The sequence below is a fragment of the Granulicella sp. L46 genome (genome assembly GCF_009765785.1).
GTDB lineage: Bacteria > Acidobacteriota > Terriglobia > Terriglobales > Acidobacteriaceae > Granulicella.
The window spans coordinates 637,378-654,624 of sequence record NZ_LMUT01000025.1; the positions used below are offsets into that span (position 1 = coordinate 637,378).

12 protein-coding genes are annotated in these 17,247 nt (G+C 57.6%); 11 read left to right on the forward strand and 1 reads right to left on the reverse strand.

Translation table 11 applies throughout. The annotated features are described in order from the left end of the window. Positions 1 to 98: 98 nt before the first annotated feature. The 4 genes from GSQ80_RS22575 (at position 99) to GSQ80_RS22590 (ending at position 6,261) form a co-directional block, all read left to right on the forward strand. Entirely contained in the window at positions 99 to 1,613 is a 1,515-nt protein-coding gene (locus tag GSQ80_RS22575) for a glycosyl hydrolase family 39 (protein ID WP_158789866.1), read from the forward strand. Positions 1,614 to 1,637: 24 nt separating this feature from the next. After that, entirely contained in the window at positions 1,638 to 2,006 is a 369-nt protein-coding gene (locus tag GSQ80_RS22580; RefSeq protein ID WP_158789867.1) for an L-rhamnose mutarotase, read from the forward strand. Further along, positions 2,003 to 3,439, forward strand: coding sequence for an arabinose isomerase (locus GSQ80_RS22585; protein WP_158789868.1), 1,437 nt, complete (start codon positions 2,003 to 2,005; stop codon positions 3,437 to 3,439). The genes GSQ80_RS22580 and GSQ80_RS22585 overlap by 4 nt, the downstream gene beginning before the upstream one ends. A 65-nt stretch (positions 3,440 to 3,504) precedes the next feature. Beyond that, positions 3,505 to 6,261 (forward strand): glycosyl hydrolase, encoded by a 2,757-nt coding sequence (locus GSQ80_RS22590; protein ID WP_254059875.1) that lies wholly within the window; start codon positions 3,505 to 3,507, stop codon positions 6,259 to 6,261. 29 nt (positions 6,262 to 6,290) lie between these two features. On the opposite strand, the gene GSQ80_RS22595 is transcribed toward GSQ80_RS22590, so the two are convergent. Continuing rightward, positions 6,291 to 7,484, reverse strand: coding sequence for an L-rhamnose/proton symporter RhaT (locus tag GSQ80_RS22595; protein ID WP_158789869.1), 1,194 nt, complete (start codon positions 7,482 to 7,484; stop codon positions 6,291 to 6,293). 125 nt (positions 7,485 to 7,609) lie between these two features. Between GSQ80_RS22595 and GSQ80_RS22600 the strand changes: the two genes are divergently transcribed. The 7 genes from GSQ80_RS22600 to GSQ80_RS22630 all read left to right on the forward strand — a co-directional run bounded on the left by GSQ80_RS22600 (position 7,610) and on the right by GSQ80_RS22630 (position 16,944). Then, positions 7,610 to 8,350, forward strand: a complete 741-nt coding sequence (locus GSQ80_RS22600; RefSeq protein ID WP_158789975.1) for a (Fe-S)-binding protein — start codon at positions 7,610 to 7,612, stop codon at positions 8,348 to 8,350. Beyond that, the gene (locus GSQ80_RS22605; protein WP_158789870.1) at positions 8,347 to 9,804 is read left to right on the forward strand and encodes a LutB/LldF family L-lactate oxidation iron-sulfur protein; all 1,458 of its coding nucleotides are present in this window, start codon (positions 8,347 to 8,349) and stop codon (positions 9,802 to 9,804) included. The genes GSQ80_RS22600 and GSQ80_RS22605 overlap by 4 nt, the downstream gene beginning before the upstream one ends. Next, complete coding sequence (locus tag GSQ80_RS22610; RefSeq protein WP_158789871.1) at positions 9,794 to 10,453, forward strand: lactate utilization protein; 660 nt, start codon at positions 9,794 to 9,796, stop codon at positions 10,451 to 10,453. Before GSQ80_RS22605 ends, GSQ80_RS22610 begins: the two co-directional genes overlap by 11 nt. Positions 10,454 to 10,570: 117 nt before the next feature. Further along, a complete protein-coding gene (locus GSQ80_RS22615) occupies positions 10,571 to 11,764 on the forward strand; it encodes a TIM barrel protein (protein ID WP_158789872.1) in 1,194 nt (397 codons plus the stop codon). A 146-nt stretch (positions 11,765 to 11,910) separates the two neighbouring features. Continuing rightward, complete coding sequence (locus GSQ80_RS22620; RefSeq protein WP_158789873.1) at positions 11,911 to 12,999, forward strand: substrate-binding domain-containing protein; 1,089 nt, start codon at positions 11,911 to 11,913, stop codon at positions 12,997 to 12,999. 262 nt (positions 13,000 to 13,261) lie between these two features. Continuing rightward, positions 13,262 to 15,469 carry a bifunctional rhamnulose-1-phosphate aldolase/short-chain dehydrogenase gene (locus GSQ80_RS22625; protein WP_158789874.1) on the forward strand — a complete coding sequence of 736 codons (2,208 nt, stop codon included), beginning with the start codon at positions 13,262 to 13,264 and terminating at the stop codon, positions 15,467 to 15,469. Then, positions 15,466 to 16,944, forward strand: coding sequence for a rhamnulokinase family protein (locus GSQ80_RS22630; RefSeq protein ID WP_158789875.1), 1,479 nt, complete (start codon positions 15,466 to 15,468; stop codon positions 16,942 to 16,944). The genes GSQ80_RS22625 and GSQ80_RS22630 overlap by 4 nt, the downstream gene beginning before the upstream one ends. Positions 16,945 to 17,247: the final 303 nt, after the last annotated feature.

Consider the following 17,247-nt stretch of genomic DNA (forward strand, 5'->3'; position numbering starts at 1 on the left):
AAGCTCCGAGATTGAAGATTGGCAGTTAGAGATGTCACGCAACCGACGCTCGATTCTGGTTCCATCCCTAAGCGTCGAAACACTTTGAAAGGACGACCATGAAAAGTTCCACGACCTGCATCTTCGTTGCGACCGTCACCGGGCTGCTCTGCGGCCCCATCCTTCAGGCGCAGCAGGCCCCAGACCCCAACGAAATCAAGATTGACTGGACCCAGACCGTGACCGTCTCAAAGTCCACGCCAACACTTCAGGTCGTAGTCAATCCCCAGCTCTTGCGCGGGGCCAAATTACACGATTCGTCCTTCGCTGCGCTGCATGCCCTCGGTGCAGACTACGTGCGCTATGTTCCCTGGTTGCCCTATCCCCGCCAGGCGGTTGCCGAACTCGCTCCACCGGCCAACGGCAACACTTCCTGGGATTTCTCCCACATCGATCCAACCCTCGACGACTTTATGAAGGCCACCGAAGGCCACTCCGTCATTCTCAACTTCAGCACCCTACCTGCCTGGATGTTCAAGACCGACAAACCGGTCATCTATCCCGACGACCCAAATCAAGTCTTCTGGAACTACACGCAGGGAACTGAGCTGCGTGATCCTTCCATGAAGGAAGCAGCCGACTACCTCGCGCGCCTGCTCTCCTGGTACACCAAGGGAGGATTCACCGACGAAAATGGTAAGCGTTGGAACTCCGGGCATCACTATAAAATTCCCTACTGGGAGGTGCTCAATGAAATTGAATTCGAGCATAAATGGACTCCAGAGCAATACACGAAGTTCTACGATGCCGTCACGGTTGCCATGCGCAAAGTAGATCCCCAGATTAAGTTCATCGGACTCGCGCTCGCACAGCCCAGTCAGCATCCTGAAATGTTCGAGTACTTCCTCAACCCGGCTAACCACCAGCCTGGTATCCCGCTTGACTTCATCTCCTATCACTTCTACGCTCATCCGACCCCTGACCAAACAATCGACAGCTGGCAATACACCTTCTTTGATCAGGCCGACGGATTTCTCAACACCGTTCGCTATGTCGAGCAAATTCGCAACAAATATTCACCCTCCACCAAAACCGACCTCGATGAATTAGGTGTAATTCTTCCCGAAGACGAAAAGGAAATTCGGAACCCCGGCTATGTTGCCAAGCCTCCACCCGCGGCCTACTGGAACCTTGCTGGGGCGTTGTACGCTTATCTCTATGCTGAGGCGGCGAAGCAGGGCATCGACGTCCTTGGTGAGTCTCAACTCGTCGGGTATCCCTCTCAGTTTCCCAGCGTCACCATGATGGACTATGACACCGCTCAACCCAATGCCCGCTTCTGGACCCTCGATTTACTTAAGCGCAGCTTCAGCCCTGGAGATCAGTTGTTGCAGACGACGGTTGAAAACCCCAGACTCTACGCCCAGGCGTTCCGCACCAAACGCGGGAAGGTATTGCTCATCATCAATAAGCGCAACGTCGCGCAGCATGTCACGCTGCCAGCGGATGCTGACGGCGCCTTACTATCCTATGTCGCTCCGTCAACGGACAATCATGCTGCTGCAACCAGCACTTTGACTGGGCGAACTCTCTTGCTCGAACCCTTCGAAGTAGCAGTCGTGCAATTGAAATAAACTTTCTATCCTAGGGGATTCACCTTGCAGAGAGTTGCCTTTCAGCTTCGAATTAGACCGGGTAAAGAGGAAGAGTATGAAGAAGCCCATCGACACGTGTGGCCTGAGCTCTTGCAGGAACTGGAGCGCTTTGAGGTCAGCGACTACTCCATCTTTCGCCGTGGACAACAACTCTTTCTCTATCTGCACGTACCAGACTTCGATCAACTTCTTAAACATCTCGCGGCCAGTGATGTAAACGAACGATGGCAGCGTGAGATGGCTCCGCTCTTTGAACCCGTGCCGGATCTCGCTGCGAATGAGCCCGTCGCCAGGATGCAGGAAGTCTTCTTTATGCCCGGCAACCGTTCTCCAAGCAGCTCAAGCCCATCTGATAAAGGCATACTCGAGTGAATTCCAACTACAAACATCTCCGCGTTGGCCTTGCCGGAGTAGGCCTTGATACCTATTGGACCCAGTTCGAGGGACTGCAAGAACGGCTGCTCGGCTATCTTTCCGAAGTCGAGCGAAAGATTGAGTCTCCAGAACGCATTATCTGCAATGTTGGGCTCGTCGATACACCCCGGAAAGCCATCGACGCCGCACACTTCTTTCGTCGCAATGATATCGACATCCTCATCGTCTACGTCACCACCTACGCTCTCTCGTCCACTGTCCTCCCTTTGGCCTCGCGTGCAGGTGTGCCCGTCCTTCTTCTAAATCTCCAGCCCGCTGCTGCCATTGATTACGAAAGCTTCAACCGATTAGGTAGTAGCACGGAGATGACCGGCGAGTGGCTCGCTTATTGCAGTGCATGCCCCATTCCCGAAATCGCCAATGTCTTTCATCGTTTGGATATTCCCTTCCACCAGGTAACTGGAATCCTTCACGAGGACCCCGTCTGTTGGAACGACATTGAAGAGTGGCTTCGTGCGGCTGCGGTCGCGCATGATCTGGCTCATGCTCGCCTCGGTCTCATGGGCCACTACTACAGCGGGATGCTGGACGTTGCGACGGATCTCACTCAGGTGAGCGGTCGCTTTGGCCTTCACATCGAGATCATCGAAGTGGACGAACTCAGCAGCTTGCGTCGCGAGGTCACAGGCGATTCCGCCAGGGAAAAGTTGAGAGAGTTCACCGACTTCTTTGACCTCGGCGGCGAATGTTCCGAAGCAGAGTTGAATCGCGCCGCTGTTACGGCCGCCGCACTCGATCAGTGTGTTTCCGTCAACGATCTCGATTTGCTCGCCTACTACTACAAAGGAACGGGGATTCCCGAAAACGAATCGACCATGAGTTCCATGATTCTCGGCGCTTCGATGCTGACGGGGCGGGGAATTCCGGTAGCCGGCGAATATGAGATCAAGAACGTCATCGCCATGAAGATCCTCGATCTACTCGGCGTCGGTGGTTCCTTTACCGAGTACTACGCCATGGATTACTCCGCCGATTGTGTTCTCATGGGCCACGACGGCCCCTGTCATATAGGAATCGCGCAGGACAAAATCAAGGTGAGGCCGATGAAGGTCTATCACGGCAAGGTCGGCAAGGGGCTCTCCGTCGAGATGTCCGTGAAGCAAGGCCCTGTCACGTTACTCTCGGTCGTCGAAGACAAGCGGCACGGCTTTATGTTGTTGGTCGCCGAAGGAAAAAGCGTCCCTGGAGCGATTCTCGAGATCGGCAACACCAACAGTCGGTATCAATTTGCACTCGGCGCGCGCGGCTTCATTGAGCAATGGAACTCCCATGGCCCGGCCCATCATTGCGCCATCGGCACCGGCCACGTCGCCAGCCAGATCGACAAGTTGGCACGCCTGCTTCGGCTCAACTGCATTCGTGTCTGTTGAAAGAGTCAAGTCGCCGAGCGTGCCAGGCGCGGCTACCGTGACGGGATACCTGGAGGATAATCTGCTTGAACAGAATCTCTATCTCCGCTCTATGGCTAGCCGCGGTGTTCAGTTGTGCCGCCTCTGTGCAAGCGCAGACGGAGGTTCAGCGTCTGGAAAAGACCTTCGCGCTCCCTCCTGACGATGCGCGAGTCATGATGCGCTGGTGGTGGTTCGGTCCGGCGGTCACCAAGCCAGAACTCGGTCGCGAGATAGAGCAGATGAAAGACGGCGGTTTTGGTGGCTTTGAAATTCAGCCGGTCTATGCGCTCGCTCTCGATGATCCGAAGAGCGGCTTTCGCAACCTTCCCTATCTCTCCGATGAGTTCCTCGATAACGTGCGCTATGCCAACCACGTCGCGCACCGGCTCGGAATGCGAGCCAGCCTTACCCTATCCAGTGGTTGGCCCTACGGCGGTCCCCACACGCCAATTACGGACGCGGCCACGAAGCTTCAGATGACCCAGACGCCAGTCGCCAAAGGCATCCGCTCCCTTCCCGTACCGCCCATCGGCAATGGTGAATCGCTCATCGCAGTCTTCCTTGCCGACGCAGGCTGGACTTCCGGCCATGCAACCCAGGCTCCCGTCATGCTGCCGCTTCCCGCCAACGGCCAGTTGCGTTTGTCCATCCCTCCTGACGCTGCTAGCGGTGAGCAGACCTTGCTGTGGTTTATCTCCACCCGGACAGGTCAGCAGGTAAAACGGGCGGCGGTTGATGCCGATGGTTTCGTGTTGGACCACTTCTCGCGCGAGGCAGTCGATCATCACCTTAACAACGTCGCGGACAAGTTGATTGCGGCTTTCGGGGACCAGCCGCCATATTCCGTCTTCAGTGATTCACTGGAGGTCTATGGCGCGGATTGGACGGCCGGTTTGTTAGGGCAATTTAGGCAGCGTCGCGGATATGATCTGCTCCCCCACCTACCCGAATTGTTTTCCGACAACCCAACCGAAGAGGCCCTGGCCGTACGCCATGATTGGGGCCAGACTCTAACCGAGTTGGTTGACGAAAATTATCTCAAGCCAATCAACGCCTGGGCCGCGGCGCATCACACGCTCTTCCGCTCGCAGAGCTACGGTGAGCCGGCAGTCTCGCTCTCAAGCAACGCGCTGGTGGATCTTCCGGAGGGCGAGGGCCCAAATTGGCGACAGTTCTCCTACACCCGCTGGGCGACGTCGGCCAGCCACGTGTACGGGCGTCCCATCACCTCAGCGGAGACCTGGACGTGGCTTCATTCACCAGCCTTCCGCGCTACGCCCCTTGATATGAAAGCCGAGGCCGACCGCTTCTTTCTCCAGGGAGTGAATCAGTTGGTGGGGCATGGCTGGCCCTACTCGCCGCCGTCCGTCGCCGAACCAGGCTGGCGTTTCTACGCGGCTGCCGTCTTCAACGCCCACAATCCCTGGTGGCTGGTCATGCCGGATATCGCCAGCTATCTCCAGCGTGTCAGCTGGATACTGCGCCAGGGCGATCCGGCCAATGACATTGCCATTTATCTTCCGGAAGAGGATGCGTACGCGGCCTTCACGCCCGGTAAAGTTTCGCTGTCTGACCTGATGCCCCGGTGGATCACGCCCGCGCTCACACAGGCTATTGAAGATGGCGGCTATAACTTTGACTACATCGATAGTGCGGCAATCGCTGCTCGTGGCATTCACTACCCTTTGCTGATCCTGCCTGACGTAGACCGCCTCTCTCCCTCGACCCTCCTACAGATTCAGAAGTACGTGCAGCTTGGCGGCAAGGTCATCGCCCTTGGACGTCTTCCTTCACATATCCCCGGACTACAGCTCGATGCGCAGGCCTCGAGCCGTCTCGCATCAAATGTACAAACTTTCTTCGGCTCCGCTGGCTCAAACGCCAATCTGCGTAGCATCAAAGATGCATCCCAGCTTCAGCAGGCACTCGGAGCCATGCTTCCAGAGGATATGCATCTGGCTACGCCCGCACCCGAGGTAGGCTTCATCCATCGCAGGCTCTCCGCGAGCGACATTTACTTTATTGCGAATACCGGCAATCAACCCATCGACACCCGCGTCCGCTTCCACAGCGCCCACCTTGCGGGTGAATGGCTCGACGCGGACACAGGAGAAGTCCAAGCAGCACGCATGGATGGGCCCGAGATTCAATTGAAGCTTGCTCCATACGAATCGCGCATCCTCCTACTCCATGACGGCCCGACCTTCGGCCGCACGAATGATTCTGCAAGTGAACTCCACACCACCAGCCACGTAGCCGAACTCACCGGCGCGTGGTTGATACACTTCGACGGCAACATTCCAGATCAGAACATGTCTTCACTGGTCTCTTGGACCGATGCACCGAACACCCTCTACTACTCGGGTATCGCGACGTACCGCAAGACATTTAATCTCACTATCGATGAATTTCATGACACCCGCGTAGTGCTGAACTTCGGAATCGGTAAGCCACTTCCCGAGCTGCCAGAAAGTCACGATCACCCCGGCATGCAGGCACGTTTCGATCCCCCCATCCGCGAGGCGGCTGTGATTTACGTCAACGGCAAACGCGCAGGATCACTCTGGCATCCGCCCTATGAATTGGATATAACGTCACTCGTCAAACCCGGCAACAACGATCTCGAGGTGCGGGTGGCCAATACGGCGATCAATCTCCTTGCAGGCCAATCCATGCCCGACTACCGACTTCTCTGGGAACGTTATGGGCCTCGCTTCACGCCGCAGGATATGGATAATCTGCTGCCCCTCCCCTCCGGCCTATTGGGCAAGGTAGAACTCATCACCAGCAACGCGCAGTGACCGGGAAGCTTCAGCACGAGCAGCCAGGCTCACCCAGCTTTGTAGCTCGCGCTTTGCGCTGGCACGGGCTGCGTGGCTTTTAGATAATTTCCATACCCCACCACCACCGTGGAGCCGACCAGCAGAAACAACCCGAGGGCTACGAGTGTCTTTGTCCGCCGGCTCGTCCCTCTCCACTCCTTCAGCGCCAGGCCCCAAAGCGTCGCGAAGATGATGATGCTCGCCATGTGCAGCGTCCAGCTCGAGAAGTCATACTTGCCCATCTTCGTCTGACCCATCGAGTAAAAGAAGAACTGAAAATACCAGATCACGCCAGCCATCGCAGCGAACAGATAGTTGGCGACGAGCGCTCTCGGTGCAATGTGCCCCTTCGTCGAAGCATCGCGTGGGTCGAAATCCACAAGCGTGTCTCCCGATCCGTGGCCAGCGCGCATCGGGTTATGCCCAGCCTCTCCAACGAACTGCCGAATCGATTGGTTCTTCACAATCAGAATCACCGACCAGATAAAATTCGTCGCGAACCCTCCCCACAACACGACGATCAGGATCGGCAGATTCTGCCACAGGTCGAGGCGATGACTCGCAATCAGCTGAGCTTTGGCAATCTTGCCGATCGGAGCTCCCGCAGTAAGCCCGAATGCAAAAAAGCTGCTCATAATGCCGGCAAAGATTGCGACCGCAATCCCTTTGCTGAATGAGAAGTCTGACTCCCCCGCCTCGATCTTCTCTTCCGGCGTAATCTCTCGTTCCTTCGAGAGGCCCGCTGCCCCATTGACCGCCACCGCCACCAAACACAATGCCACGCCCGCAAGAATAATCTGACCCGAAGTCTCATGCAGGATCGTATGGATCGATCCGTCGTAAATCGGAGGGATCAGCGTCCCAAACGCCGTGCAAAGTCCCAGCGCAATCGCATACCCCAGCGCGATGCCCAGGTACCGAATCGCCAGCCCGAAGGTCAGGCCTCCGATACCCCAAAGCGCACCCCACAGCAGCGCATAGTAAATGCTCGAAGAAGGCGCAGCGCGCAGGATGCCTGCTACGTTGGGCACGAAGATGGTCGCCAGTACCACCGGCGCGACTATCCACGCAGCGAATCCCTGGATCAGCCAGTAAATTTCCCACGACCAGCGTTTGATACCGCGAAAGGGTATGAAATTCGTGGCGGAGGCGAAACCACCGATCCAGTGATAAATCACGCCGACAAACGGATTAGGTCCCACTCTTGCCTCATGATGGTTGCAGGATAAATTCTTGGCGTACGATGAAGGACAACTCGGAATTGCGTAGGGAAAATATACTCTCTATTGAATTATCCTGTCGAACGATCCATACTGCGGAGGCCGTGATGCGAGTTTCGTTGTTCATCACCTGTTACAACGACACTCTATTTCCTTCCACAGGGAAATCCGTGGTTCGCGTTCTCGAGCGACTCGGTCATACCGTGGATTTTCCTCGCGGCCAAACCTGTTGCGGGCAAATGCATTGGAATACCGGCTATCAGGCTGAAGCTCTGCCTTTACTCCAGCGCTTCGTCGACCAGTTCAGAGCAGCCGAGGTCGTCGTCATTCCCTCATCTTCCTGCGTGGCCATGATGCGTGATCACTATCCGAAGATGGCTGCAGAGATTGATGATGTACGGCTCACCGCGGACGTCGCAGCCCTTCTGCCCAAAGTGTTTGAATTCTCCGAATTCTTGACCAAGCGCCTCGGCCTCGAGGACGTCGGTGCGTACTACCCTCATCGCGTCACCTACCACGCCAGCTGTCATGGGCTCCGAAGTCTGTCTCTCGGCGACGGCCCGCTTCGTCTCTTGAAGGCCGTCCGCGGAATTGACTTGGTTGCACTCGACCGCGTCGAGCAGTGCTGTGGCTTCGGAGGAACCTTCGCCGTCAAGAATGCCGCAGTTTCCAGTGCCATGCTGGAAGAGAAGATCTCCGCCGTACTCGATACCGGGGCTGACGCCTGCACAGCGTGTGACAACAGCTGTCTCATGCATATTCAGGGAGCGCTCCACCGCCAGCACACCGGCGTAAGAACTCTGCACCTGGCCGACATTCTCGCTGGGGAAGAAGAGGTGCAAGCGTGAGCGCAGGTCCGCTCGATCCGAAGACCGCCCCTGCTTTTCCCATGGCCGCGAAAGCCGCGATGGGAGACTCGCAGTTACGCAGCAACGTGCGTCATGCGACCGATGTCATTCAGGCCAAGCGTGCTCGCGTCGTAGACGAGATGCCGGACTGGCAGGCCTTGCGCGAGGCCGGTAAACAGATTCGCGAACACACCATGCGGCATCTCGACTTCTATCTCGAACAGTTCGAGGCGAACTGCACACGAGCCGGTGGCGTGGTGCACTGGGCCCGTGACGCTGCCGAGGCTCGCCGCATCGTTGTCAGCCTGGTGAAGGCGAGCGGCTCGGATGAGGTCATCAAGATCAAGTCGATGACCACTGAAGAAATTCAGTTGAATGCAGCCCTCGAGGCAGCAGGGATTCAGCCCTATGAAACGGATCTCGCCGAGTTGATCATTCAGCTCGGCCAGGATCAGCCCTCGCATATTGTGGTTCCGGCGCTACATAAAAATCGTCAGCAGATTCGCGAGATCTTCCAGCGGACCATGCATCTCCCCAACCTGGGCGACCAGCCCCAGGACCTCGCGGATGCAGCGCGCCTGTTCTTGCGCGAAAAGTTTCTCCGCGTCAAAACGGGAGTAAGTGGAGCGAATTTCCTCATCGCCGAGACTGGGGGTGTCTGCGTCGTCGAGAGCGAGGGCAACGGCCGCATGTGCCTCACCCTCCCCGAAACTCTCATCACCATCGCTGGCATCGATAAGGTGCTTCCGCGCTATCAGGATCTTGAAGTCACGCTGCAGCTTCTGCCGCGCTCCGCTACCGGAGAGCGAATGAATCCCTACAATTCCATCTGGACCGGAGTGGATCCCGCCGATGGCCCGCGGGTATTCCACATCGTGCTCATGGACAACGCTCGAACAGAAATTCTGGCCGACGAAGAGGCCCGCCAGACCCTGAACTGCATTCGCTGCGGAGCCTGCCAGAATGCCTGCCCGGTCTATCGCCAGACCGGGGGCCACGCCTACGGCTCGGTCTATGCGGGTCCTATCGGAGCCATCCTCACGCCGCAATTACAGGAGATGCATCACGCCCAATCCTTGCCCTACGCCTCTTCGCTCTGCGGAGCCTGTTATGAAGTCTGCCCGGTAAAGATCAATATTCCAGAGGTTCTCATCCATCTGCGCAACAAGGTCGTGTTGCAGAACACCTCTGGCATCGCGGGCCTGTTTGACGTCGAGGCTGCGGCAATGAAAGCCATGGCCGCGATCTTCCGCAGCGAACGCCGTTTCAGAGCGGCACAGCGTCTCGGTCGCATCGCCGAAACTCCCCTCGTGCGCAAAGATGAACATGGCCTCGGATGGATAAGCTGGCTACCAGGGATGCTCGGCGGCTGGTCGCAGACCCGCGACCTCCGGGAGATGCCCAAAGAGACGTTTCGCGATTGGTGGGAGAAGAGGAGCGGTCATGACAACTGACAAGCCCCTATCCGCAAGAGATCAAATCTTGCATCGAATTCGCGTGGCCAACGGAGGAACATCGAACGCCGCGACCGCACAGAGCGGATGGTCTTCCTTGGCTCGAGGCTATAAGCGCAGCGCTACCCAAACGCGCCAGGGCGTCCTCATCCTACTCGAAGATCGCCTGCGGGATTACGACGCGCACGTCATTCGCTCGACCCCCGCCGACGTCCGCCGTTGTGTAGCCGAGACGCTCGCTGCGCGTGGTAAGCACAGGCTCGTCATGCCGGCTGGATTTCCCGCAGCGTGGCTTCCTCCCAGCCTTACTTTCGTTATGGACGAGTGCATGACGCCCGCCGAACTGGATCAAGTTGACGGCGTGATCACAGGTTCCACAGTTGCCATCGCTGAGACCGGAACCGTCGTACTCCAGAATGTTCTCGGGCAGGGAAGACGGGCGGCAACTTTGGTCCCTGATTATCACCTCTGTCTCGTCAGCGCGTACGACGTCGTCGAGACAGTGCCTGAGGCGATAGCCAGAATCCAGGCAACCGCAACCTTGTCCACGACCTTCGTCTCCGGGCCCTCGGCTACAGCAGATATTGAAATGACCCGCATCAAAGGTGTTCACGGCCCGCGCTTCCTGGATGTCATTCTCATTGTGTGACATTGCAAACAAATGCCCCTATATTGACTCCCAAAAATGCGTGATTTTTTGTCGCTATTCCAATAGAGAGTAAATATCTATATAGTAAAAACCTTAGTTGCTATGAGGACTCTATCGATGTCTGCAAATATGGTGCGCGATGCGGAACGGGTGTGGACAGCTCTGGATGGTTTTCAGATTGAGGTTCCTTCGTGGGGTTTTGCAAATACTGGAACGCGGTTTGGGAAGTTTTTGCAGAGTGGCGCAGCGACCACCATCGACGAGAAGTTCGCGGATGCCGCCCAGGTGAACGCCCTGACCGGCGCCAGCCCAACCGTAGCGCTTCACGTTCTGTGGGATCTTCCCAAAGGGGTAGCGGACGTTCCGGCCGTCCAGGCATTGGAGAAGAAGTTTGGTGTGAAGTCGGGTTCTATCAATCCAAATCTGTTTCAGGATGCGGAATATAAGTATGGCTCGATTGCGAATCCCAATCCGGAGATTCGCGCGATCGCACTGGACCATTTGCTCGACTCCGTAGAAATTGGAAAGCAGCTGGGCTCGAAGGATGTTTCACTCTGGATTGCGGACGGATCGAACTATCCAGGTACCCAAAGCATTCGCAACCGGATTGGCTGGATGGAAGAGGTGCTCGGCGCAACCCATGCCGCCCTCGCTCCCGACCAGCGCATGCTGGTGGAGTACAAACCCTTCGAGCCTGCTTTTTACCACACCGACATAGCTGACTGGGGAATGGCCCTCGAGCTCTCTCGTCATGCCGGCCCCAAGGCCAAGGTGCTGGTGGATACCGGGCATCACTACCAAGGCACCAACATCGAGCAGATTGTTGCCTGGCTGCTTCATCTCGGAGCTCTCGGCGGCTTCCACTTCAACGACCGAAAATACGCGGATGACGATCTCACCCTGGGCTCGATCGATCCCTATCAGGTCTTCCGCATCTTCCACGAAATCCTCAGCGCAGGAAAAGACGAGCAGGCAGGAATTGCCTTCATGATCGACCAGAGCCACAACCTCAAAGGCAAAGTCGAGGCGATGATTCAGTCGGTCGTCACTGCGCAGGAATTGTATGCGAAGGCCGCGCTGGTCGATCGCGTAACGCTCGCAGAGCTACAGCAGCAATGCCGTCTGGTCGAAGCGGAGGAGTGTTTCCGCAGTGCGTTCTGGCAGGACGTCCGTCCCATCGTGAGGGATTGGCGCGAGGCGAGAGGTCTGCCCGCAGACCCGTTGAAAGCTCTGGCCGAAAGCGGATATGTGCAGCGGATCTCCGAAGAGCGTGGCAGCAAGAACGCCCGCAGTGTTTCCAGCTACGCCTGACGCGTTCGGAGCAGGACCCCTCACCTCCGCGAGAAAACTATGCTCTAACTGAATGGAAACTCGCCAGCCTCGCCATTCCATTAAGGAAACACAGCTTCTTTATAGGATAATGGGATCGTTGAGTGCCTGTTCCTCCGCGGGAGACTATGCCAGTACGCAAAACATCGAAGCGTCTCTACCTGATTCCTGTGCTGTCCAAGGCACTCGATATCCTCGAGCTTTTGCAAACCGAGAACCAACCGATGACGCTTGAAGCAATCCATCGGACGACTCGGATCTCCAAGACAACGGTCTATCGAGTGCTGAAGACCTTTGTGCACCGAGGCTATCTCTCACAATCCTCGGATGGAACGTATCGCCAGGTAACCCGAACCAAAAAAATGCGCTTCGGCTTTGCCGGCCAAAGTGCGGACATGCCCTTCTCCAACGAGGTTACCGAGAGCCTCAAGGACGCGGCCCTCTCGGTCGGTGTCGATCTCCTCGTCCTCGACAACAAATACGATGCAGCGACAGCTCTCCAGAACGCTGAGGAGCTCGTTCGCAGCAAGGTAGACGTAATCATCGAATTTCAGGTGGACGAGCATATAGCTCCCATGATCGCGGACAAGATTGCAGGAGCCAACATCCCGCTCATCGCCGTCGACATTCCACATCCGCATGCCACGTACTTCGGGGTGGATAACTACCGCGTAGGAGTCGAGGCCGGCGAGACCCTTGCCGCGTACGCAACGCAAAATTGGGGCGGCAAGGTCGATTGGGTGCTTGGGCTGGATCTACAGGAGGCCGGACAACTTGTGCAAAGCAGAATCACCGGCGCCTTCGCTGGCATCCGCAGCGGCATTCCCGATCTGCCCGTCGAGTCTTTTGTCCGCATGGACGGTCGAGGAATGCGCGATCGCAGTAAGAAGCTGATCTCGGATTTCCTCATCCGCCACGCAAAGGACAAGCACATCCTCATCGCCACGGCTACGGATTCCAGCGCCCTCGGCGCGGTCGATGCCGTCAATGAATTGAAGCGTGCCAGACATGTCGCGATCGTCGGCCAGGACTGCATCGCTGAAGCCATTGAGGAGATGCGCAAGCCTCGATCGTCGCTCATTGCCTCCGTTTCTCACGAGACCAGTTCTTACGGTCCGAGCCTGATTCATCTCGGGCTGCTCCTGTTGCGGGGACAAACCGTGCCACCCTACAACTATGTGGAACATAAGCTGGTTACGCGCGAATCACTCCAATAGTAAGCATCGAGAACTGCATAGCGCATTCGCCAGGCAACAACCGCACCCCGGACATCGGCGCTCCCTGGCGTCGGCACTTCCCCGCGACGCGACCTTCCCATCGCTCGTCGCCACCGGAGTGAAGTTATCCCTGCGCCAAAGTACGATTCAGTGACAGGCAAGCGCGGCTCCGGAAGTAGTCGTTTTCTCATTCGAAATAATTGCTGTATTGGTGAACATTGTGGAATGATAGGAGCGCGCACGGAGATAGGACGGGTTACGTATGGCTACAAAGAGCGGTTTGCACTTTCTTGAGGATCGTTGGGACGAGGCGGTTGCCGCGAAGTTGGACGGCCCCGAATTGCTACGCTATCGTTCAAACCTCCTGGGCTCCGACCTCCGCATTACAAACTTCGGTGGTGGCAATACCAGCTCAAAGCTTGAGCAGATCGATCCCCTCGACGGCAGGAGCAAGCAGGTTCTTTGGGTCAAGGGAAGCGGCGGCGACCTTGGCAGCATCAAGCGCTCAGGCTTCGCGACGCTCTATATGGAAAAGCTCCTCGCGCTCGAGCAGGCCTATCGCGGCGTCGATCTTGAAGACGAAATGGTGGACATGTATCCGCTATGCACCTTCGGACACAACCCCGTCGCCGCCTCCATCGACACCCCACTCCACGGCTTCCTTCCGTTCCCGCACGTAGACCATCTGCATCCCGACTGGGGCATCGCTCTCGCAGCCTCCGCCAACGGAAAAATCAAAATGGAGCAGTTCAATCAGGAATTTGGCCACCATCTCGCGTGGCTCCCCTGGCAGCGCCCCGGGTTCGAACTCGGCATGATGTTGAAGAAAATCGTCGCGGACACCCCCGGCTGCGACGGAGTCGTCCTCGGCGGACACGGCCTCTTCACTTGGGGAGACACTCAGCGCCAAAGCTACCTCAACACCATCACGATCATCGATCAGCTTGGGCAGTTCATCGAGCGCCACGGCTCTGCCCCGGCCCACAAACACTTTGGTGGAGGCGTTGTTGAGAGTCGCCCCGATCGTGAAGCGATTGCGTTGTCGATCATGCCCTTTCTGCGCGGAGTCGTCTCTCGAAAGCAGCGCTGGATTGGAAGCTTTTCAGACCTCCCACAGGTCCTCCAGTTCGTAAACTCTGCGCAGGCCGAGAAGCTTGCGCACCTCGGCACCAGCTGCCCCGACCACTTCATCCGCACCAAGATTCGGCCCATGTTTATCAAGTGGAATCCATCCGCAGACCCCGCTCAACTAAAGGAGTTGATCGCGACCGCGATCGAAACTTACCGTGCCGAATATGCCGACTACTACAAAAAACATGCACTCAAGGATTCGCCCGCACTGCGCGATGCCAGCCCGACCGTAGTCCTCGTCCCCGGCATCGGCATGTTCAGCTTCGGCAAAAATAAAACCGAGTCACGCGTCACCGGAGAGTTCTACACCAACGCCATCGGCGTGATGCAGGGCGCAGGTGCTCTCGGTGCAAACGAAGTATGCAATGAAATTCCGCAGGCTGGTCCAGCCGCGTCCTCTGACCAGTTCACAATGTATTCGAACTACGTCGCGCTGCCCCCGAGCGAAGCTTTCCGCATCGAGTACTGGAAGCTCGAAGAGGCCAAGATCCGGCGCCAGCCTCCAGAAAAAGAGCTCAGCCGCAGAGTCGCTTTGATCGTCGGAGGAGGCAGCGGCATCGGTCGCGAGGTCGTCCTCCTTGCCGCCGAACGAGGCGCCCACGTCGTCGTTGCAGACCGCGACGTAAAGGGTGCCGAGGCCGTTGCCAACGAGGCAGCCGCCCTTTACGGCAAAGAGTCCGTCACCTGGACCAGCATCGACATCCGCGATCGCACAGCCATCAAGTCGGCCCTCGATGCCACCATCCGCCAGTTTGGCGGCGTTGACATCCTGATCAATACGGCCGCGCTCTTTCCCTCCTCGCCCGACGGAATCATAAGCGACGCGCAGTGGGCTCTCACCCTCGAAGTCAACGTTACCGCCAACTACCTGCTCACCGACGAGACCGCAAAAATCTTTGCCGAGCAGGGAATCGACGCCAGCGTCGTCCTCACCAGCTCCGCAAACGCCGTCGTCTCCAAGCGCGGCAGCGAAGCCTACGACGTCAGCAAAGCGGCCCTCAGCCACCTCGTCCGCGAGCTAGCCGTTGGCCTCTCGCCCAGGGTCCGCGTCAACGGCATCTCGCCCGCCACCGTTGTCAAAGGCTCAACGATGTTTCCCCGCGATCGCGTCATCGCCTCGCTGAAAAAATACAACCTCCCCTTCGACGAAAACGCCACCGACGACGGTCTCCGCAATGAGCTCGCGCAGTTCTACGCGACGCGAACATTAACTCATCAGCCCATCGATCCCAAAGATTGTGCGCAAGCCATTCTCTTTCTCGCCGGCCCGCTCGCGCGTTGCACCACAGGCCACCTCATTCCAGTCGACGGCGGCTTGACCGAGGCCTATCTGCGATGAGCGAACCTCCCCGGATCCCATTGCCTTCGCACGACAAGCGAGCGTCGATTGCCGTGGACCTGGGCGCAGAGAGTTGTCGCGTCTCATTGCTTCGCTGGCTCGGTGGCCAGCCTGCCATCACGTTGGTCCATCGATTTGCGAATGCCCCCCGCGAGATCGACGGTGCCTTGCGCTGGGATCTCGCGATGATCGAGGCGGGGCTCGATGAAGGCCTTCGGAAGTGCGCCGCCATCGCCACCGAAGGGGTCCGATCGATCGCTGTCGATGGATGGGCCGTGGACTATGTTCGCGTCGATCCCAACAATCATCCCCTCGCCGACCCCATCTGCTACCGCGACGAACGCACCATCCGCTCCAAGCAAGCCCTGCACCAGAAGATCAGCCCCTCAAAACTCCGCGAGTTGACCGGCATTCAGGTGTTACGTATCAACACGCTCTACCAGCTCTATGCCGACGTCTTATCCGGGCTTCCCGACACCCCCTGGCTCAATCTCCCCGAATACATCCTCTCGCGTTGGGGAGCCGCCCCTGTCGCCGAATACACCAACGCCACCCACACCCACCTCATCGATCTCGTAACGCGCCAATGGTCCGAGGAGATCTTTCAGTCCGCCCACTTGAACGTCGCGTCTGCTCCCAATCTCGTTCCTCCCGGTACGCAAATCGGCAAACTCCGCGGCCCCCTCGCCGAACTCCCAGCTTTCCGCAACACGCTGCTCATCGCCCCCGCCTGCCACGACACCGCATCCGCAATCGCAGGCATTCCAGCGTCGGGCGACGATTGGGCGTACATCAGTTCGGGCACGTGGTCGCTTGTCGGAACCTTGCTCGATCAGCCACAAAATGGAGTCGAAGCTGCAGCCGAGAACTTCACAAATCTCGGGGCTGTCGGAGGCCAGATCTGCTTTCACAAGAACGTGAACGGCATGTGGCTACTCCGGCAGTGCATGGACGCGTGGGCATCGATAGGCCACGCCTGGACGATCCCCGACCTCGTTGCCGCGGCAGAAAAAATCCCTTCACCGCGAGATCTTCTCGATGTCGACGATCCCGATCTTCTACTGGCCGGAAACATGCCGCAACGCATCAACGCGCAGCGAGTGCGCCAAGGCCTTACTGCTTTGGACGACAGCCCCGAAAACGCTCCCGTCTTTGCGAGTCTGATCTTTCACAGTCTCGCAGCGCAATACGCAAAGGTCCTCGATCGCGTCGCGCTGCACAGCGGCAAAAGGCTGAAGCGTCTCTTCGTAGTTGGTGGCGCAAGCAAGAACGACTTTCTCAATCGTCTTACCCAGGAAGCTACAGGCCTCGAACTCCATCGCGGATCACCCGAGAGCTCGACCATAGGAAACTTCGCCGTCCAGTTGGCCGCCTTAGAGTCTGCAGGGAACAGAGTTACCGGCCCGTCTGCAAAAGACATATCGCACTGGTCCAGCCTGTTTGTCGCTGCGCTCACGCAACGTTCCATTCCCTAACCGACCCTTGACCTAAATCCCGTCCGACACGCCGCGCATTAATTATTTACTTTTCACTACCCGCATCCAGCTCTGGCGCGCTCGCCGGGTCCTGCACCGATGCCCCGGGAATTCCCGCCGCGGTACTCCAGGGGTGCCACTAAAGTCGCGCTTCCGGGAACCTGCTGGATCCTGCCCTTGGGCCGATGGCCAAGTCTTGTTATCAGACTTGGGTTCTTCAGCGCGAAACGCTCATGCAGAGAATGACCCCGCCGATTGGACTCGTGGAAGTCGATGTTTCATGAGCGCGGAGGTCGAAGCTGC